This is a genomic window from Mesorhizobium kowhaii, from assembly GCF_042431665.1.
Lineage (GTDB): Bacteria > Pseudomonadota > Alphaproteobacteria > Rhizobiales > Rhizobiaceae > Mesorhizobium > Mesorhizobium kowhaii.
The window spans coordinates 179,747-197,608 of sequence record NZ_JBHLYT010000053.1 but is presented as its reverse complement, the minus strand read 5'-3'; the positions used below and the strand labels follow the sequence as shown (position 1 = coordinate 197,608).

Genomic DNA, 17,862 nt, shown 5'->3' with positions numbered 1-17,862 from the left:
CTCAGTCGGCCTCCGATGTCACGGTGCGCGTCGCGGCGACGAACCAGTCGGGCTGGCGGCCGCGGATGTCGGCGGCGGCGCGCTTGGCGACATTGCCGGTCTCGAACAGACCGAAGCATGTCGCGCCGGATCCGGACATACGCGAGAATCCCGATCCGGCCTTGTTAAGCCAGGAAAGCGCTCTGCCGATGGCGGGCTGCATCGCCAGCGCCGCCGGCTCAAGATCATTGCGGGTGATCTCCAGCCAGTTACGCAGGCTGTGGAAGTCGATGCTGCGCGGCAGCGGCGGCAGTGGCTCGTTGTCGCGACGGGAAAGCGCTGCAAACACATCGGCGGTCGAGACGGCGGTTCCGGGATTGACCAGCACCAGCCCCAGCGCCGAAAAATCCGGCACCATCGACAGCTCGTCCCCAATGCCGCGCGCGACCAGCGGCTTTGCCGCCAGGCACATCGGCACATCGGCGCCAAGCGAGAGGCCGATCCGCGCCAATTCAGCGCCGTCCATGTTCAGGGCCCATGTCTCCGCCAGCCCGCGCAGCACGGCTGCCGCGTCGCTCGAGCCGCCGCCGACGCCGGAGGCAACCGGCAGGTTCTTTTCGAGCCGGATGGCGACCGGCGGAGTCCTCTCCAGCCCAGCCTCTCTTCGCAGCGCATCGCGCGCCTTGAGCACCAGATTGCTGGTGTCGAGAGGAACCGCCGGCCCGTAGCGGCCGGACACCGTAAAATCATCACTGTCGGCGAGCGCGATTTCGACCCGGTCGCCAAAACGCGTGAACACCGCCAGGCTTTCGATCAGGTGATAACCGTCGGGGCGCCTGCCGGTGACATGCAGCGCCAGATTGATCTTGGCATGCGCATGCCAGGTGCGCGACCCGATCTCGGTGTCCACGGCGTCAGTCGTATGCGGGATGATGCTCAGTCCTTGGCCAGCCGGTATTCGCCGGTCTTCGGATCCTTGACCAGCGTACCCATGGCGCCATTAGCCGCCTGCTTTTCGGTGCGCCGCACCTTGGCGGTCACGCGCTCGGCTTCCCGGACGAAGGTGCGATAGCCGAAATAGGCGGCGACGCCAACGACGGTGAAGAAAATGATCTGCGGCATGCCAAAACTCCTCCCACGCTGGGCCGGCGAAGGCGGCCGGTCGGGTCGGTTGATGCATGTCGCCCAAAAGTGGATCCGGTTTTGGGAAAACGACATGCATAAGACTTCAAGCTCTCATGCTAGACGGTTTTGCCGGGTTTTCAAAGCCCGAACCGTGCCCACAACGCGCGCTCTTCCGCCGCATCGATCACACCGCTGGCGGCTGCCGCGGCGATATCGGGCGCCGAAAAGCCGTTGCTCGAGCCGAACAGGCCAAAGCGGCCGAGGAAACCGCGCGGCGCCGTGATCAGCCTGAGCTGGGTTTTCGGTCCGAAACGGGCTTTCAGCACCGTGCGCATGTCGCCGAGCGCATCGACCAGGCCGAGTTCGAGGCCCTTCATGCCGGTCCAGAACAGGCCGGTGAACAGGTCCGGATCGTCCTTAAGCTTCGTGCCGCGCCTCTCCTTGACGAGGTCGATGAACGTGCCGTGCACCTCGAGCTGCAGCGCTTTCAGGCGCTCGACGTCTTCCTTCTTCTCCGGCTTGAACGGATCGAGCACAGCCTTGTTCTGGCCGGCGGTGTGGACACGGCGCTCGACACCGATCTTCTTCATCAGTTCCGGGAAACCGAACGAGGCCGAGACCACGCCGATCGAACCGACGATGGAGGACGGATCGGCGAAAATCTCGTCGCCGGCGACCGCGATCATGTAGCCGCCCGATGCCGCAACGTCCTCGACGAAGACCAGCACCTTCTTGTTCTTCTCGGTCGCCAGGTCGCGGATACGCTTGAAGATCAGCCGCGACTGCACCGGCGAGCCACCCGGCGAATTGATCGAGATGGCGACCGCCGGCGCGTCGTAGGAAAACGCCTTCTCGATGAGACCGGCGGTCGTGGCCAGCGACAGATTCTGCCGGAACTGGCCGCCCGACATGATCGTGCCGTGCAGCCGGATGACCGGAATGGTGACGACGGTGGAGCGCCAGGATTTCGGCAGCAGGCGGTTGATAAGTCGTTTCACGAGGGCGCGATCTCCGGTCGATGGGTTGCAGGCATGTAGGGATTCCCCGGCCAACGGCAATGTGGCCGGTAAGAATAGCTCAATCTCCGAACAACGAGGCGAGGCCGTTGGTGATCATTTCGCTGCGCTCATCAGGGCCGTCGCCCGATTGCGCGTGCAGCATCAGGGGAGGCCGGATGGCGAGCTTCCCCCGCGCCCCGAGCGCTGCCCGGACGACGATGCGGATCGCTGCCGCGTCGGGGCGAGGGTGGACGGCGAGCATCTCGGCATCGCCGAAGCGGCCGGCGATCGCATCGAGAATGGCGCCAAGCTGCTCGGGCCGGGCGATCACGGCAAGCCCGCCGCGCGGCCTGACCACAGCGGCAGCACTGCGGATCCAGTGCTCGAACAGCCCGTCTTCCATGACGTGGGCTTCCTTTCTCAGGCGATCGGGCGTGGCGCGGTCCCGTGCGGCGTTGAAAGGCGGGTTCATGATGACGAAATCGAAGTCATTGTCGGCGAGGCCGGCCGCCGCCCGCGCCCGGCCCGATACGGTGACATCAGCGATGAGCACCGAGGCACGATCGCTGAGATGGGCATTGCCGGGATGAGCCAGGGTAGCCGCGGCGAAAGCGGCCATTTCCGGCGCCCGTTCGACAAGCACGGCCGCGGCCGCCGGGCAGCGCGACAGCACCGCCAGGCCGGCGGCGCCGGCACCGGCGCCGAAATCGGCGAGGCGTCCGCCAAAGGAGGATGGCACGGACGCCGCCAACATCATCGCATCCATTCCGGCGCGATGGCCGCCCTGCTTGGGCTGCACGAGCCAGAACCGGCCGCGATGGAAAGCATCGACCGTATGGGCCGGCGTGTCCGGGGCGAGGGTGGCCGGCGCGGCGGACATTATTTTCCGCGGATCTCGTTGGCGATGCCGGCATCCGTCAGGATGCGCCGTGCCGCGTCGGCCTGGTCGGCGTCGACCATGACGCGTCGCGGCAGGATGCCGAGCGAGCCGTCGAGCACGCTCATGTTCTGGTCGGCGACGAAGCAGCCGATGCCGGCATCGCGCATCAGCGATTCGACAAAGGAGATGATGACGGCGTCGTTGGTGCGAATGAGCTCTATCATCGGGCGAAACTCTCAGTTTGCGGCGCATATGTAAACGGGCAGGCGGATTCCCGGTTGACAGGCTGTTATCGCCGCCGCGCCAATTCGCCACTTGCCGTGGCCGTGTCTGCCGCCCTAGAGTCCCTGCAGGGACTAAGGGTGCCGTCGCACGCGTTATACCAAGACGGGAGTGATTGTCGTGGGTGTCGTTCTCAACATCGAAAACGGGAAGCGGGAACCCGCCTCCATCAAGGATTTGATCGATCTGACGGCGACCGATATGGGACGCGTCAATGAATTGATCCTGTCCAAGGCCGGCTCCGACGTCGAGATGATTCCGGAGGTTGCCAACCATCTGATCTCGTCCGGCGGCAAGCGGCTGCGGCCGATGCTGACGCTCGCCGCCGCGCAGATGTTCGGCTATGCCGGCGAGGGCCATGTCAAGCTCGCAACGGCAGTCGAATTCATGCACACGGCAACGCTTCTCCATGACGATGTCGTCGACGAGAGCGGCATGCGGCGCGGCAAGAAGACGGCCCGCATGATCTGGGGCAACCAGGCGAGCGTCCTGGTTGGTGATTTTCTGCTCGGCCAGGCCTTCCGCATGATGGTCGATGTCGGCTCGCTTGAAGCGCTCGACATCCTGTCCAGTGCGGCCTCGATCATCGCCGAGGGCGAGGTGATGCAGCTTGCCGCCGCCAAGAACCTCGAAACCACCGAGGACGAGCATTTCGCCGTCATCAAGGCCAAGACCGCGGCGCTGTTTTCCGCCGCTGCCGAGGTCGGCCCGGTCATCGCCCAGGCCACCCGCAATGACCGTGCAGCACTGCGCTCCTACGGCATGAACCTCGGTCTCGCCTTCCAGCTGATCGACGATGCGCTGGACTATGGCGGCACCAGCAAGGATCTGGGCAAGAATGTCGGCGACGATTTCCGCGAGGGCAAGGTGACGCTTCCGGTCATTCTCGCCTACCGGCGCGGCACCAAGGCGGAGCGCACCTTCTGGAAGCGCGCCATCGAGGACAATGTCACCGATGACGCCGGCCTGGAAAAGGCGATCGGCCTGATGACCCGCCACGGCGCCATTGCCGACACGATCGGGCGCGCCCGCCATTTCGGCGAGATCGCCCGCGATGCGCTGGCGCCGCTGGAAGCGACGCCGCAGAAATCGGCGCTGATCGACGTCATCGATTTCTGCATCAGCCGGGTGAACTGAGCGGCTGGCGTTTCGCCGGCTCCCTCTGGCCTATTGTGGCGAGGAAGGTCGCGAATCCCGTTCTTGCCGTCTCGACAAGCTGCCTCGCCTCAAATTATCTATAAAACATGGCAAAGGGCACAGACGACACCATCGCCGTCCGCATCAGCAAGGTACTGGCGGACCGCATCATCTCGGGCGCGATCGAGCCCGGGGCTCGGCTTCGGCAGGATCACATCGCCGAGGAATTCCAAACCAGCCATGTGCCAGTGCGCGAGGCCTTCCGCCGTCTCGAGGCGCAAGGGCTGGCCGTCGGTGAGCCGCGCCGTGGCGTGCGTGTCGCGTCTTTCGATCTGGGCGAGGTCAAGGAGGTCGCCGAAATGCGGGCGGCACTTGAAGTGCTGGCGCTGCGCCATGCCGCGCCGCACCTGACATCCGCCATTCTCGATCTGGCCGAAGAGGCGACCAAGGCCGGCGACAAGTCCCGCGATGTCAGGTCGTGGGAAGAAGCCAACCGCGCCTTCCACAGGCTGATCCTGGCGCCATGCGGCATGCCGCGCCTGCTTGCCACCATCGACGATCTGCACGCGGCGAGCGCCCGCTTCCTGTTTGCGGCATGGCGCTCGGAGTGGGAGACGCGCACCGACCAGGACCATCGCGCAATACTCACCGCCTTGCGGCAGGGAAACACCGAATCGGCCGCGGCAACATTGGGGCGGCATGTCCAGTGGATTGGTCGCAAGCCGGTCAGGACGGCTTCAGGGACGACACGCGAAGCCTTTGCCATCGTGGGTTGATGCATGTCGCCCAAAAATGATCCCGGTTTTGGGAGAACGACATGCATAAAAAACAACGGTCAAAAGCGCGCCGCGCCGCGCTTTTGACCGCCTTTGCAAAGGGAGGGCTTGCTATCCCAAGGGAATTGTGGATTCGATAATAGATCGAAAACAGAAATTATCTATAATTTGCAATCGATCGAAGGAATCCCAATGACAGACGTCGCGTTCTCGTCCCACAATCCGTCGTTCAGCCCGCTCCGGCTTCAAGGTCGATCTCTCGGCTGGCAGGTTGGAGCCGTCGTGCTCGGCACGCTGTTCCTGGCGCTGTCCTCCTATATCGAAGTGCCGATGGTGCCGGTTCCGGTGACCATGCAGACCTTCGCCGTGACATTGATCGGTGCGCTCTATGGCTGGCGGCTTGGCGCCATCACCATTGCCGCCTGGCTGGTCGAGGGCGCGGTCGGCTTTCCGGTTCTGGCTGGAGGAGCAGCCGGTTTGTCGCATTTCGTCGGACCAACGGGCGGTTATCTCTTCGCCTTTCCCCTTGTCGGCGCGCTTGTCGGCTGGCTGGCCGAACGCGGCTGGAACGGCAACCGGGTGATGCTCGCCTTCGCCGCCATGCTGCTCGGCAACCTTGCCTGCCTTGTTCTCGGCACGGCATGGCTCGCCGTCATGATCGGTGTTGAAAAGGCCATCACTTTCGGGTTCATGCCTTTTCTCCTCGGCGGTCTGCTCAAGTCGGCGCTCGGCGCTGCGACACTGATGGCTCTTCCCGGCGGCAAGGCAAAACCGGCGAATCCTTGACGATCAGGCTGCGCGCCCATCACCTCCTTTGCCTGCTCACCTATGTGGGCAAGGGATATACCCCCGCCTTCACCGCCAACTATGACGGGATTGCGGAGCGCCTGAGCCGGGGCGAGGACATCCTCCTCGTTTCCGGCCCGGACGACGTTTGTGCCCCGTTGCTCGACGAGCCGGAACCGCACTGCCTGCACGATAGCGCCGCCGAGCGGGACCAACTGGCGGCACAGGACGTGGCGGATCTGCTGGCGCGGCCAATCCAGGCCGGCGTCCGTCTCGATCTCGATGCGGCAATCCTGGCACGGATGCGGCAGGCATTTTCAGCCGGCCTTGTGCGCAAGGCTTGCGGAGGCTGCGAGTGGAATGGGCTGTGCAGCGCGGTTGCGGCCGACGGCTATCGCGACACGCAGGTGCGGCGGCCTGCCTTGCCAGGCAAGCGCTGATATCGGCGACGGTGTCTCGCGGTCGCATCTGTGATATGTTCGGCTCCGCGCAGGGGCATGGCCGGATTCGAAAACGGAAAACTGTCCCTGTCGCCATGGTTTGTTAATCGGGTGCCCGGATTGTGAATTCGAGGCGGATTGAAGCGCGACCCCAAAAAGGCCATGCTTTGCCCGGAAAGATCGAGTCTACGTCGATCCCGCTGACGCGGAGATGGCGCCTGGCTGAAAGGGATACGATGCAGCAAGGACGTGCGCGCTGGCTGACAAGGCTGGCAATTGTGACAGGCATGGCGATCTCGGCTCTGCCGGCCTATGCCAAGCAAACCACCGAACCGGTCAGGATCACGTCGTTCTCGGGGGCCTATCTGGCCGCCCGGATCGCCGAAGGCGACAACGACCTCGACAGCGCCATCGCCTATTACAAGCAGGCATTGGCCTTCGATCCGAGCGACACCGGCCTGCAGCAGAGCCTGATGCTGTCGCTGATCGCTCAAGGGCGCTTCGACGAATCCCTGGTCTATGCCGACAAGCTCAAGGAAGTTCCCGATGTCGAGCGCTTCTCGCGCCTGGCGCTGGCGGTCGATTCCTTCGACAAGAAAGATTTCACCAAGGCGCAGTATTGGCTCAAGCTGTCGCTGGAATCCGATCTCGACCGGCTGATCTCCGGCGTCATGTCCGGCTGGGCCGAACAAGGCGCCGGCGAAGCCTCCGATGCGATGGCTTCCATCGACAAGCTCCAGGGCCCGGATTGGTTCGGCCTGTTCAAGGCCTTCCATCGCGCGCTGATCGCCGATGCGTCTGGCATGCCTGAAAAGGCCGAGGCGATCTACACCGCGACGATGCAGGATACTGCCGCCGGTGGTGCGGCTCCCGAAACCTGGATGCGCAATGCGCAGGCCTACGCGTCGTTCCTGGCCCGCAAGGGCGAAAAGGACAAGGCGCTGTCGGTGCTCGATCAGGCCGAGGCGTTTGCGCCGGGCAAGCTGGAAATCGTCGCCTTGCGCGACAAGATCAGCAAGGGCGACAAGATTGCGCCGTTCGCTGCTGGCCCGTCGGACGGTGCGTCGGAGATCCTGCTTGATCTCGCCACGGCGCTCAATCGCGGCGGCGGCGAGCCGTTCGTCCGCCTCTATCTACAATATGCCCTGGCCCTGAAGCCTGACAGCGACGCAGCCCTGGTGCAACTCGCCGCCGTCTCCGAGCAGCTGAAGGACGGCGAGGGCGCCATCGCGCTCTATCGGCGCATCCCCGACTCTTCGCCGTTGAAAGAGCTTTCGGACCTGCAGCTCGGCCTCAACCTTGCCGATCTCAATCGCCAGGACGAGGCGATCACCCATCTGAAGGCGTTCGTCGATGCGCATCCCGATGACATGCGCGCCTACCTGGCGCTCGGCGGCGTCTATTCGTCGAAGGATGATTTCCGCTCGGCCGCCAATCTCTATGACAAGGCAGTCACGGTGTTGAAGACGCCGACTGCCGCCAACTGGAACATCTTCTACCAGCGCGGCATCTCCTATGAGCGGCTGAAGGAATGGCCCAAGGCCGAGCCGAATTTCCGCAAGGCGCTGGAACTGTTCCCCGATCAGCCGCAGGTGCTGAACTATCTCGGCTATTCCTGGGTCGACATGAATACGAACCTCAAGGAAGGCCTGGCGATGATCCAGAAGGCCGTCGATCTCAGGCCGAGCGACGGTTACATCGTCGATTCCCTGGGCTGGGCCTATTTCCGCCTCGGCCGGTTCGATGACGCGGTGCGCGAGATGGAACGCGCCGTGTCGCTGAAGCCGGAAGATCCGGTCCTGAACGATCATCTCGGCGATGCCTACTGGCGCGTCGGCCGCAAGCTGGAAGCCACCTTCCAGTGGAACCAGGCGCGCGACCTGAAGCCGGATCCCGATGTGCTGGCCACTTTGCAGCAGAAGCTGATGAAGGGCCTGCCGCCGATCGAATCCAACACGGCGCAGGAAACCCCGAAGGTCAAGCCCGAGCCGGTGCCCGCCCCGAAGGGATGAAAATAGGTTTCTTGAATGCAAACGGGGCTCTTTTCGGAGCCCCGTTTTCGTTTGGACGTCCATCCGTCCAAAAACCCAACACGCGCCAGTGCGCTGGAACGGCCTCAGAACATTTTCCGGTAGACGATGAAGCCGGAGCGTTCGCCGACCTTGTCGTAGAGCTTCATCGCCGTGTGATTGGTCTCATGCGTCAGCCAGTACACCCGGCCTGAGCCGGCAGCCTGGGCACGGTCGTAAACGCCCTCTATCAGGGCCCGGCCGATGCCTTTTCCGCGCGAGGCCTCTGTGGTGAAAAGGTCCTGCAAATAGCAATTCGGCGCGATCGCTGTCGTGCTGCGGTGGAAGAGGTAGTGCACGAGGCCGAGAAGCTGTCCCTCGCTCTCGGCAACCAGCGCATGCACCGGCTCATAGGCATCGAAGAAGCGCGACCATGTCATCGCAGTGATCTCGCATGCCAGAGCCGTCTCGCCCGAGCGGCCATAAAATGCATTGTAACCGTCCCACAGCGGCAGCCATTGCTCGAAATCCTGGCGCGTGATGGGACGGATGACGATCGGGCTGGGCATGGCTGAGCCTGTTGTGGTTGACATGGGACGATACCGGCGTCGAGCAGACCGCAGGCTGCCATGGCCGGCAATGGGCCAGTCACTCGCAAAGCTTTCACATCATCGGCATGCTCCCCGCGTCCGCGCCGGTGCGCCTTGCTTGACGCCTCGCCGCCGGGTCTCTAGGACGTGCCGACAAGCTAGCCTTTGCTGTCGAGGCCCCCGTGACGAATGAAATCCCGACGATTGAAATCCCCGCTCATATGCATCCCAGCCGCTCGTTCCAGGGGCTGATCCTGACCTTGCACAATTACTGGGCGGACTATGGTTGCGTCATCCTGCAGCCCTACGACATGGAGGTCGGCGCCGGCACCTTTCATCCGGCGACGACGCTGCGGGCACTCGGGCCAAAGCGCTGGAACGCCGCCTATGTCCAGCCGTCGCGCCGCCCCAAGGACGGCCGCTATGGCGAGAATCCGAACCGGCTGCAGCATTATTACCAGTATCAGGTGATCCTGAAGCCGAATCCGCCGAACCTGCAGGAGCTCTATCTCGGCTCCCTGGCGGCGATCGGCGTCGATCCGCTGCTGCACGACATCCGCTTTGTCGAGGACGACTGGGAAAGCCCGACGCTGGGCGCCTGGGGCCTTGGCTGGGAATGCTGGTGCGACGGCATGGAAGTGTCGCAGTTCACCTATTTCCAGCAGGTCTGCGGCATTGAATGCGCACCGGTGGCGGGCGAACTGACCTACGGGTTGGAGCGGCTGGCCATGTATGTGCAGGGCGTCGACAACGTCTACGACCTCAATTTCAACGGCCGCGAAGGCGCCGACAAGGTCACCTATGGCGATGTCTTCCTGCAGGCCGAGCAGGAATATTCGCGTCACAATTTCGAATATGCCAACACGGCGATGCTGCTGCGCCACTTCGAGGACGCCGAGGCCGAATGCAAGGCGCTGCTCGATGCCGGTGCGCCGGCGTCGAACGACAATCTGCCGATGCACCGCATGGTCTTCCCGGCCTACGACCAGTGCATCAAGGCCAGCCATGTCTTCAATCTGCTCGACGCGCGCGGCGTGATTTCGGTCACCGAGCGGCAGAGCTACATCTTGCGGGTGCGCAATCTGGCGAAGGCCTGCGGCGAGGCGTTTTTGAAGACCCAGGCTGGCGGACTGGCGGCCTGAAATCAGGCACGCTTCATCACCTCGAGGGAAGCGTTGATCGGCGACAGGATCTGGCCGCTCGGGCCAGCCATTGTCCGCAATGCCTGCCTCACACCCGGCATCGAGAAAGCGCCGTGAGCCTGCGCGGTGAAGCAGGCGCTGAGCGCGAGGATCTGCAGAAGTCTGGATGCCGTTTTCATGGTCGTTTCAGCCAATAGTTCCCTGCCTGAGCGTGGGTCGCTTCAGCGCTGCATTCGGTTCATGGAAATCTTTGATCCAAGGACGAGCGGGATCGCCTCGTCCCGACAGGGCGGTCAAAATTTCCGGAAAGGGTGACAGCGGCCAGCCGAGTTGCTATGCCCCGCGCGGACCACTCTCCCGCATGAGCTGACCCCAATGCCTGACCTGCTTCTAGAACTTCGCTCCGAGGAAATCCCCGCCCAGCCGCGCGCCCGCAGCGTCGGAGGCGCGAGGACGTGCAAACAGGAAGAAGGCATGCGGGTGGAGAAACTCTGATGCCGGATCTTTTGCTCGAACTTCGCTCCGAGGAAATCCCTGCCCAGCCGCGCGCCCGCAGCGCCGGAGGCGCGAGGACGTGCAAACAGGAAGAAGGCATGCGGGTGGAGAAACTCTGATGCCGGATCTTTTGCTCGAACTTCGCTCCGAGGAAATCCCTGCCCGCATGCAGCGCAAGGCGGCGGGTGATCTCAAGAAGATGCTGACCGACGGTCTGGTCGAGGCGGGGCTGACCTATGAGGCGGCACGCGAGTACTGGACGCCGCGGCGTCTGACGCTCGATATCAGGGGCCTGACCGCGCGCTCGAAGGATATAAGCGAGGAGATCAAGGGGCCATCGACGACAGCGCCCGAACAGGCGGTGCAAGGTTTCCTGCGCAAGGCAGGGCTTTCGTCGATCGCCGAGGCGCATGTCCACTCCGACCCGAAGAAGGGCGATTTCTACGTCGCCCACATCTCGAAGCCGGGCAGGGCGGCGGAAGAGATCATCGCCGAACTGGTGCCGGGCATTATTCGCAATTTCCCGTGGCCGAAGTCGATGCGCTGGGGGCCGGCCTCGGCCAAGCCCGGCTCGCTGCGCTGGGTGCGGCCGCTGCAGTCGATCCTGTGCACCTTCGGCCCGGAGACCGAGGAGCCGATGGTGGTCGATTTCGAGATCGACGGTATCCGCTCGGGCAACATCACCTATGGCCACCGCTTCCATGCGCCCGATGCCATTACGGTGCGCCGCTTCGACGACTATGTCTCCAAGCTGGAAGCGGCGAAGGTCGTGCTCGACGCCGACCGGCGCAAGGAGATCATCCTTGCCGACGCCCGCAATCTTGCCTTCGCCAACGGGCTCGACCTGGTCGAGGACGACGGGCTGCTGGAGGAAGTGTCTGGCCTCGTCGAATGGCCGGTCGTGCTGATGGGCGAGTTCGAGGAGGCTTTCCTGGCCATTCCGGCCGAAGTGATCCGGTTGACCATCCGCGCCAACCAGAAATGCTTTGTGACGCGTCCGCAGGTTGCTGCCGAGGATCTTTCCAATCGCTTCATCCTCACCGCCAACATCGAGGCCAAGGATGGCGGCAAGGAGATCGCCCACGGCAACGGCAAGGTGGTGCGCGCCCGCCTGTCCGACGCGCTCTATTTCTGGACGACCGATCAGGGCGATCTGCCGGATCTCGGTGAGCTCGAGGCATCGGCGAAAAAATTCGGGCTCGATCTGAAGAAGCCGCTCGACCAGCGCATGGCCCGCCTCGACCATCTCGGCGTCACCTTCCACGCCAAGCTCGGCACGCAAGGTGAGCGGGTGGAGCGGATTGCCAGGCTGGCCGAGGTACTGGCTCCGATCGTCGGTGCCGATCCCACGCTGGCGCGCCGCGCCGCTGTCCTTGCGAAGGCCGATCTCACCACCGAAGTCGTCGGCGAATTTCCCGAACTGCAAGGCGCCATGGGCCGCAAATATGCGCTGCTGCAGGGTGAGCATCCATCTGTCGCCGCCGCCACTGAAGAACATTACAAGCCGCAAGGCCCTTCCGACCGCGTGGCGAGCGATCCGGTGTCGGTCGCTGTCGCTCTTGCCGACAAGCTCGACATGCTGGTCGGTTTCTGGGCTATCGACGAAAAGCCGACAGGGTCAAAAGATCCCTATGCGCTGCGTCGGGCGGCGCTGGGTGTGGTTAGGATCATACTGGAAAACAGGATCACGCTTTCCCTGGGCGTCGCCATTGCAGCGGCAGTCTCCTCGGCGCTCGCCGCATATGAACGACTGGGCGACGGGGCTGAGAGCCGTGGTGTGGTCGCGATGCTCGATTCCCGTATTCGCGACCACAAGGGGGCAAGCCAGCTGTTGTCGGAAGCGGGCTTGATCTCCAGGTTGTTGAAGGGCGGGCTGGCCAAAGCAAGTTCAGAGGCCTTTGGCTCCGCCGATCAGGAACGAGAGTTTTTCGATGGCCAGCGTGTGATGGAATTGGAGGCATCGCTGTCGCCATTCATCGCTGACCTCCTCGCCTTCTTCCATGACCGCCTGAAGGTGTACCTGCGCGACCAGGGTGCCCGGCACGATCTCATTGATGCTGTCATCACGCCGCAGTCCGACGACCTTCTCCAGATCGTCCGCCGGGTCGAGGCACTTGGTTCCTTCCTTGACACCGAGGACGGCAAGAATCTGCTCGCCGGCGCCAAGCGTGCAGCCAACATTTTGGCTGCCGAGGAGAAGAAGAAAACGGCGGTCGCCAAAACTGTTGAGCCGGCGCTGTTTCGCGAGGATGCCGAGAAGTCGCTGTTTGCGGCGGTGAACCAGGCTGAGAAGCAAGCCGGCGAAGCGATTCAAAACGAAGACTTTTCCGGTGCCCTGCTGGCGCTTAGCGTGTTGCGTGAGCCGGTTGATTCATTCTTTGAGCATGTTCTCGTGAATGATGAGGACCAGGCCGTGCGCGCCAACCGCCTGGCGCTGCTCGCCCGCATCCGCGCGGCCACCGGTCAGGTCGCGGATTTCTCGAAGATCGCCGGCTAATACGCTGGAAAAAATTCTGCTGGCCGGCCGTTCGAGCCGGCTTACAGTCATATGACGATGATCTCTCCGTGGCAAAAGGGACATGTTCCCCAACCCACGGAGGCTTCCATGAATTCCGATCACGAAATCGAAGTGACAGAAGAAACCCCGGCTCCCGCCGAGGCGCTTGAATCCGCTTCCGAAACCGCCCTCGACCATGCCGCTGCCGCGACGGTCGAAGCGACCGATCTGTCGGATGACGAAGATGGCGACGATGAAGAAGGCGAAGAGTCTGACGACGCCGAAGCCGCCACGCTCTCGGATGACGATGAAGACGAAGACGAAGATGAGGACGAAGACGACGCCGATGACAGCGTGAAGGCTGAAGGCGACGACGAGAAATCCGAAGAAGACGACGACAAGGAAGAAGCCGCCTGATTTTCATCTGCTCAGTCTATCGATGGCAGGGCGGCGCTAACCAGGCTGTGTGAAAACATCGGCGCCTCATCTCAAGGGGCGCCGTCCCTCTTCGAGAATTGTCCTCGTCTCAGCTCGGCCTTGCTAGACGATTTCGTCGCGCTAACAGAGCGTTTATTCCTGACGCCCCATCTCCGCGTGCGACACCTATTGTAGAGCTTCAGCGTATCGGATGATGCTCTGATTTTGCACGTTTTCGACCAATTCATCCGCACGAGATAAAAGCCGGCGGAGCAAGGGAGAGGAATTTGCCTCGTTGTATCCCAGAGTGAGATCAACTGTCGGAGGCACACCCTCGAGCGCTCTGGCAACAACGTTTGGTGCCAGCATATTTTGCGCATAAAGCGGGACAAGAGTAACTCCGCCCGTGGACGCGACGAGCGACATTGCCGACGATATGTTCTCGCCTTCGTACTTTGCCTTGAGCGTGATCCCGGCCCTTGATGCGTAATCCTGAATCACAGATTGCAATACCGGAGACGTTCTCGCCGAGCTGACGTAAATTTCGCGGGCAAGATCCTGCGGCCGAATCTTTTTGCGCGATGCCAAGCTATGGCCTGCCGGCAGCACGGCGATCAGAGGCTCCTTCGCTAACAATTTGAAGGATAGGCCCAAGCTCTGTTTCTCGGGGCGAAGGAAGGCTACGTCCAACTTCCCGCGCATTAACGCAAGAGCGAGCTCCGGGGAGGACTGACTACACAGCGTGACTTCGATCTCCGGTGCTTCCTCGCGGATCATGCGCAATAGGTGAGGTAGCCACGTGACCTCCAGCCCAACCAGAAACCCCATAGCAAGTACGGGCCTTTTCGGCTGTGCCGTCCGCCGGGCGCCTTCGGTCGCAGCCTCGACCTGCAGAAGTGCCAGCCGAGCGTGATCCAGAAAAACGCGCCCCGCAGCGGTAAGCACAACGCCGCGCGCCTGCCGCTCCAATAGCTGTACGCCGACTTCAGATTCGAGATCGCGAATCTGCCGGCTCAACGACGGCTGCGAGGTGTTCAGTCGCCGCTGGGCAGCGGTCAACAAGCTGCCTTCCTCGGCAACCGCGATGAAATAGCGTAAATGGCGGAGTTCCATCGGGTCCTCACTATACCTCCAAGGCATAGGTCGAACGTACAAGGTATTTGTCACCGATAGAAGGGAGATTTACCTTCGCGCTAAGGTCAAAGAAGGAGAAAGCAAAATGTCTACAGCATCCAAGCCTACCATCGTGTTCTGCCACGGCATTTGGGCCGATGGTTCGTGCTTCAGCAAGGTGATCCCGGCACTGCAGGCGGACGGACACGAGGTGATTGCTGTCCAATATGGCCTGGATTCATTCGAAGAGGATGTGGCGACGGTCAAACGCACGCTCAACCGCGTCGGCAGCCCGGTTGTCCTCGTCGGCCATTCCTACGGTGGCGCCACGATCACGGCTGCGGGCGTCGATGAGCGCGTGATCGGCCTGGTCTACGTCGCCGCCGTCGCCCCGGATGTCGGCGAGACTGTGCAAGACCAGCTCGACAAGTATCCGTCGGACATCTTCTCTCGCGTCGAGGTCGCGGATGGGCGCGCCTGGATGCTTCCAAACGGCACCGAGTTCTTCGCCGGCGACCTCTCGGCGGAAGAGCAGAAGCTCGTCTGGGCCACCCATTATGCACCCGTCTTCGATCTGTTCCACCAGCAGAAGCTGAGCGCGGATCGCATTGCGTGGAAGTCGAAGCCGAGCTGGTATGTGCTGGCTACGAAAGACCACACCGTGCATCCCGATCTCCAGCGCTGGGTTTCGAAGCGCATGGGAGCGACCGTCACCGAGGTGGCAAGCAGCCACGTGCCGATGCTCTCCCAGCCCGCCGTCGTCATCGACGTAATCCGGAAAGCTGTAGCTGCTGTTCAAAACGGTTGAGAGCAGCCGTCTGACGGATGTGGAGAGACTGCCGCAGGGCGGTCTCTCCTGCTCGTGCGAAGCGTTGCGGAACTCCAAAGCGCTCCCCCTTCGGAGGGATGTGCGCGTGCTTAAGGCTCCAGGACTTTTCACACAGCCTGTAACGCGCCGCCCTTTTTCTGTCAGATGCTAGCCTTCTCAGTTTTCCAGAATGCTGACACGCACGCTGTTTTCGTAGACGTCGACCTGGATCAGCGGCTCGCCATTGACGATGGCACGCTTGGTCGAGGAGCTCATGGCGCCGGAGCGCTCGAGCATGCGTTGCAAGTCGGCGCGCTGGTCGTTAGTCCTGAACCAGCCATCACCCTCATCGTCGCTGTCGCGACGGTGGAATTTGTGCCAGTTGGCACGGTCCTGCCGCACCATTTGCGCGGCGCTCTCCAGCGCATAGCCGTCACTCGCCTGATGATCCCGATCGGAAATGCGCGCGACATAGGATCCCAGCATGTCGTCGGCATGAGCCGTGCCGGCGCCAAGCGACGACGCCAGCAGAAGCCCGGCCGCAGTGACGGTTTTGAATTTTCTCATGATCACCCCCCTTACCCCTAAACGATAAAATCCCGTCTACCATGGCCGCTTGACGAAATTCGGACAGTGGCACCCAGCGGCGAAAAACCGGAACGGGTTTGCCTGCCAATGGTGCGCCGGGCGCCAGACCGCAGTCAAGTCGCAGTCCAGCCTCTATTTGGCTTTGCTGACCCTGCGGACGGGCTGGGTTGCTGCCTGTGCGGGTGCGTTCGGTGGTGAGGCCGAGTTTGTCCCGGCATCTCCCGCAGGGGCGGCGGAGGCGGTAGCCGTTGCCGGCGCGGTCCCCGTCGCCGGCGCGGTGCCCGTTTCTGGTGCTGCGGCTGTCGCAGGGGCGGCGCTTGGCGTCGGCGCCGAGAAGGCGGGACCGACGACGCCGCCGCGAATGATCATCGGGTTCTGCTCAAAGCCATGCCTGGCCTCGGGCTTGTCCGGGATCGCCGACACCTTTTCATAGGTGACGTCGGGCTGCGCCTCGCCGAGCCCCACCACCGATTGCACATTGCTGGCCTTGGCGGTGTCGGCGGTCTTCAGCGGTTTGGCGGCGTCGAGCTTGATGATGGATGGCGTCGAGGAGGGCGCGCCGGGAAAAACCAGCGACGAGGCCCGTGCTCCGCCGGTCGTCACCGCAAGAACAATCCCCAGCAGCATACGCACAGACACGATGATCGCTCCCCTTTGCCCAGAAGCCGCACAGTAGCGGGCCGGAATTGATGCCGGCTTTCGCCGAAACATAGCATTTTAGGAATTGATAAATCGCCAATGCCCCGACTTGCCTAACAGCCGACTTGCCCAACAGCCGCCGTCGTACTACGCAGCCGGCATCTGCGAGGTGACGAGAGTGGCTGAAATACTTGCCGTCGGCGAGGCGTTGGAGCGGGCGCTGGCGCTGCTCCAGAGCGGCGATGTCGTCGCCATCCCGACGGAAACCGTCTACGGGCTTGCCGGCGACGCCACCAACGGCATCGGTGTGGCGCGCATCTTCGAAGCCAAGGGACGGCCGCGCTTCAACCCGCTGATCGCCCATGTCGCCGACATGGCCATGGCCGAACGCATTGCGCTGTTTGATCCGCTGTCGAAAAGACTGGCACTGGCATTCTGGCCCGGTCCGCTGACGCTTGTGCTGCCGCAGCGGCCCAGCAACGGCATCCACCCGCTGGTCACGGCCGGGCTCGATACGATTGCCTTGCGCATGCCAAGGGGCTTTGGCGGCGACTTGATCGCCCGCCTCGGCCGCCCGCTTGCAGCACCCAGCGCCAATTCATCCGGCAAGATCAGCGCGACGACGGCGCAAGCGGTGGCGGCGGATCTCGGCGCACGGATCAAGCTGGTGGTCGATGGCGGGGCGACGCCGGTCGGGCTGGAATCGACCATCGTCAAGGCCGAAGGCGCAAGGCTGCGGTTGCTCCGGCCCGGCGGCATCGCCGCCGAAGAGATCGAGGCGGCCATCGGCATGGAGCTGTTGCGCGGCGGTGCCGCCGGCGTCGAGGCGCCGGGCATGCTTGCCTCGCACTATGCGCCGGGTGCTGCGATGCGGCTCAATGCCGGGACAGTCAGTAAGGGCGAGGCCCTGCTCGGCTTCGGCAGCCAGCGAGCCGAAGGCTGGCGACACGCCGCCGCGTTCCTCAACCTGTCCGAGACGGGCGACCTGCGCGAAGCGGCGAGCAACCTTTTCGCCTACATGCAGGATCTTGATCGCAGCGGCGTACGGACCATCGCCGTCGAGCCGGTTCCCTTCGATGGTCTCGGCGAGGCGATCAACGATCGGCTCTCGCGTGCCGCCGCCCCTCGTGACAACACACAGCCCGCAACATAGTTTTCCCA

The 17,862-nt window shown here is 63.1% G+C and carries 20 protein-coding genes; 10 read left to right on the top strand and 10 right to left on the bottom strand.

The annotated features are described in order from the left end of the window. Position 1: 1 nt before the first annotated feature. The 5 genes from ACFFNA_RS28395 to ACFFNA_RS28375 all read right to left on the bottom strand — a co-directional run bounded on the left by ACFFNA_RS28395 (position 2) and on the right by ACFFNA_RS28375 (position 3,206). Positions 2–889 (bottom strand): 4-(cytidine 5'-diphospho)-2-C-methyl-D-erythritol kinase, encoded by an 888-nt coding sequence (locus ACFFNA_RS28395; RefSeq protein WP_378923219.1) that lies wholly within the window; start codon positions 887–889, stop codon positions 2–4. A 26-nt stretch (positions 890–915) separates the two neighbouring features. Further along, positions 916–1,101 carry a membrane protein gene (locus ACFFNA_RS28390; protein WP_013896713.1) on the bottom strand — a complete coding sequence of 62 codons (186 nt, stop codon included), beginning with the start codon at positions 1,099–1,101 and terminating at the stop codon, positions 916–918. Between the two features lie 140 nt (positions 1,102–1,241). Next, positions 1,242–2,102, bottom strand: a complete 861-nt coding sequence (locus ACFFNA_RS28385) for a S49 family peptidase (protein ID WP_378923218.1) — start codon at positions 2,100–2,102, stop codon at positions 1,242–1,244. A 79-nt stretch (positions 2,103–2,181) separates the two neighbouring features. Then, positions 2,182–2,982, bottom strand: a complete 801-nt coding sequence (locus ACFFNA_RS28380) for a tRNA1(Val) (adenine(37)-N6)-methyltransferase (protein WP_378923217.1) — start codon at positions 2,980–2,982, stop codon at positions 2,182–2,184. Then, positions 2,982–3,206, bottom strand: coding sequence for a putative signal transducing protein (locus ACFFNA_RS28375; RefSeq protein ID WP_015318845.1), 225 nt, complete (start codon positions 3,204–3,206; stop codon positions 2,982–2,984). Before ACFFNA_RS28375 ends, ACFFNA_RS28380 begins: the two co-directional genes overlap by 1 nt. Positions 3,207–3,384: 178 nt before the next feature. On the opposite strand from ACFFNA_RS28375, the gene ACFFNA_RS28370 reads away from it, so the two are divergent. From ACFFNA_RS28370 to ACFFNA_RS28350, 5 genes are all read left to right on the top strand, one after another. After that, positions 3,385–4,401 (top strand): polyprenyl synthetase family protein, encoded by a 1,017-nt coding sequence (locus tag ACFFNA_RS28370; protein WP_111546866.1) that lies wholly within the window; start codon positions 3,385–3,387, stop codon positions 4,399–4,401. Positions 4,402–4,508: 107 nt separating this feature from the next. Continuing rightward, entirely contained in the window at positions 4,509–5,177 is a 669-nt protein-coding gene (locus tag ACFFNA_RS28365) for a GntR family transcriptional regulator (RefSeq protein WP_111546865.1), read from the top strand. Positions 5,178–5,369: 192 nt separating this feature from the next. Further along, positions 5,370–5,963, top strand: a complete 594-nt coding sequence (locus tag ACFFNA_RS28360; protein WP_378923216.1) for a biotin transporter BioY — start codon at positions 5,370–5,372, stop codon at positions 5,961–5,963. Next, positions 5,960–6,403: a DUF1284 domain-containing protein gene (locus ACFFNA_RS28355; protein WP_378923215.1), complete on the top strand. Its 444-nt coding sequence runs from the start codon at positions 5,960–5,962 to the stop codon at positions 6,401–6,403. The genes ACFFNA_RS28360 and ACFFNA_RS28355 overlap by 4 nt, the downstream gene beginning before the upstream one ends. A gap of 236 nt (positions 6,404–6,639) precedes the next feature. Beyond that, positions 6,640–8,415, top strand: coding sequence for a tetratricopeptide repeat protein (locus ACFFNA_RS28350; RefSeq protein WP_378923214.1), 1,776 nt, complete (start codon positions 6,640–6,642; stop codon positions 8,413–8,415). A 104-nt stretch (positions 8,416–8,519) separates the two neighbouring features. On the opposite strand, the gene ACFFNA_RS28345 is transcribed toward ACFFNA_RS28350, so the two are convergent. Next, positions 8,520–8,981: a GNAT family N-acetyltransferase gene (locus ACFFNA_RS28345; RefSeq protein ID WP_111546862.1), complete on the bottom strand. Its 462-nt coding sequence runs from the start codon at positions 8,979–8,981 to the stop codon at positions 8,520–8,522. A gap of 242 nt (positions 8,982–9,223) precedes the next feature. Here ACFFNA_RS28345 and ACFFNA_RS28340 point away from each other — a divergent pair, with 242 nt between their 5' ends. Continuing rightward, entirely contained in the window at positions 9,224–10,144 is a 921-nt protein-coding gene (locus ACFFNA_RS28340) for a glycine--tRNA ligase subunit alpha (RefSeq protein ID WP_111546861.1), read from the top strand. Between the two features lie 2 nt (positions 10,145–10,146). Here the strand turns inward: ACFFNA_RS28340 and ACFFNA_RS28335 are convergent, their stop codons facing one another. Further along, positions 10,147–10,323 carry a hypothetical protein gene (locus ACFFNA_RS28335; RefSeq protein WP_378923213.1) on the bottom strand — a complete coding sequence of 59 codons (177 nt, stop codon included), beginning with the start codon at positions 10,321–10,323 and terminating at the stop codon, positions 10,147–10,149. A gap of 434 nt (positions 10,324–10,757) precedes the next feature. Between ACFFNA_RS28335 and glyS the strand changes: the two genes are divergently transcribed. Together glyS and ACFFNA_RS28325 are read left to right on the top strand one after the other, a co-directional pair. Next, on the top strand, positions 10,758–13,136 hold the full coding sequence (glyS, locus tag ACFFNA_RS28330; RefSeq protein ID WP_378923212.1) for a glycine--tRNA ligase subunit beta: 2,379 nt from the start codon (positions 10,758–10,760) through the stop codon (positions 13,134–13,136). A gap of 108 nt (positions 13,137–13,244) precedes the next feature. Next, entirely contained in the window at positions 13,245–13,553 is a 309-nt protein-coding gene (locus ACFFNA_RS28325) for an ATPase (protein ID WP_378923211.1), read from the top strand. Positions 13,554–13,739: 186 nt separating this feature from the next. Here ACFFNA_RS28325 and ACFFNA_RS28320 read toward each other — a convergent pair whose 3' ends face one another. Then, positions 13,740–14,666, bottom strand: a complete 927-nt coding sequence (locus tag ACFFNA_RS28320) for a LysR family transcriptional regulator (protein ID WP_111547187.1) — start codon at positions 14,664–14,666, stop codon at positions 13,740–13,742. Between the two features lie 106 nt (positions 14,667–14,772). Here ACFFNA_RS28320 and ACFFNA_RS28315 point away from each other — a divergent pair, with 106 nt between their 5' ends. Next, positions 14,773–15,474: an alpha/beta fold hydrolase gene (locus ACFFNA_RS28315; RefSeq protein WP_111546858.1), complete on the top strand. Its 702-nt coding sequence runs from the start codon at positions 14,773–14,775 to the stop codon at positions 15,472–15,474. A gap of 177 nt (positions 15,475–15,651) precedes the next feature. Here ACFFNA_RS28315 and ACFFNA_RS28310 read toward each other — a convergent pair whose 3' ends face one another. Further along, on the bottom strand, positions 15,652–16,041 hold the full coding sequence (locus ACFFNA_RS28310) for a hypothetical protein (protein WP_111546857.1): 390 nt from the start codon (positions 16,039–16,041) through the stop codon (positions 15,652–15,654). Positions 16,042–16,194: 153 nt separating this feature from the next. Beyond that, positions 16,195–16,701 (bottom strand): hypothetical protein, encoded by a 507-nt coding sequence (locus ACFFNA_RS28305; RefSeq protein WP_378923210.1) that lies wholly within the window; start codon positions 16,699–16,701, stop codon positions 16,195–16,197. Between the two features lie 178 nt (positions 16,702–16,879). Between ACFFNA_RS28305 and ACFFNA_RS28300 the strand changes: the two genes are divergently transcribed. Further along, positions 16,880–17,854 carry an L-threonylcarbamoyladenylate synthase gene (locus ACFFNA_RS28300; protein WP_378923209.1) on the top strand — a complete coding sequence of 325 codons (975 nt, stop codon included), beginning with the start codon at positions 16,880–16,882 and terminating at the stop codon, positions 17,852–17,854. Positions 17,855–17,862: the final 8 nt, after the last annotated feature.

Bases quoted from the DNA above. Each gene is read 5' to 3' on its own strand.
- ACFFNA_RS28390 (WP_013896713.1), bottom strand. From the start codon at position 1,101: ATGCCGCAGATCATTTTCTTCACCGTCGTTGGCGTCGCCGCCTATTTC.
- ACFFNA_RS28380 (WP_378923217.1), bottom strand. From the start codon at position 2,982: ATGTCCGCCGCGCCGGCCACCCTCGCCCCGGACACGCCGGCCCATACG.
- ACFFNA_RS28375 (WP_015318845.1), bottom strand. From the start codon at position 3,206: ATGATAGAGCTCATTCGCACCAACGACGCCGTCATCATCTCCTTTGTC.
- ACFFNA_RS28365 (WP_111546865.1), top strand. From the start codon at position 4,509: ATGGCAAAGGGCACAGACGACACCATCGCCGTCCGCATCAGCAAGGTA.
- ACFFNA_RS28360 (WP_378923216.1), top strand. From the start codon at position 5,370: ATGACAGACGTCGCGTTCTCGTCCCACAATCCGTCGTTCAGCCCGCTC.
- ACFFNA_RS28350 (WP_378923214.1), top strand. From the start codon at position 6,640: ATGCAGCAAGGACGTGCGCGCTGGCTGACAAGGCTGGCAATTGTGACA.
- ACFFNA_RS28345 (WP_111546862.1), bottom strand. From the start codon at position 8,981: ATGCCCAGCCCGATCGTCATCCGTCCCATCACGCGCCAGGATTTCGAG.
- ACFFNA_RS28340 (WP_111546861.1), top strand. From the start codon at position 9,224: ATGCATCCCAGCCGCTCGTTCCAGGGGCTGATCCTGACCTTGCACAAT.
- ACFFNA_RS28335 (WP_378923213.1), bottom strand. From the start codon at position 10,323: ATGAAAACGGCATCCAGACTTCTGCAGATCCTCGCGCTCAGCGCCTGC.
- glyS (WP_378923212.1), top strand. From the start codon at position 10,758: ATGCCGGATCTTTTGCTCGAACTTCGCTCCGAGGAAATCCCTGCCCGC.
- ACFFNA_RS28325 (WP_378923211.1), top strand. From the start codon at position 13,245: ATGAATTCCGATCACGAAATCGAAGTGACAGAAGAAACCCCGGCTCCC.
- ACFFNA_RS28320 (WP_111547187.1), bottom strand. From the start codon at position 14,666: ATGGAACTCCGCCATTTACGCTATTTCATCGCGGTTGCCGAGGAAGGC.
- ACFFNA_RS28315 (WP_111546858.1), top strand. From the start codon at position 14,773: ATGTCTACAGCATCCAAGCCTACCATCGTGTTCTGCCACGGCATTTGG.
- ACFFNA_RS28310 (WP_111546857.1), bottom strand. From the start codon at position 16,041: ATGAGAAAATTCAAAACCGTCACTGCGGCCGGGCTTCTGCTGGCGTCG.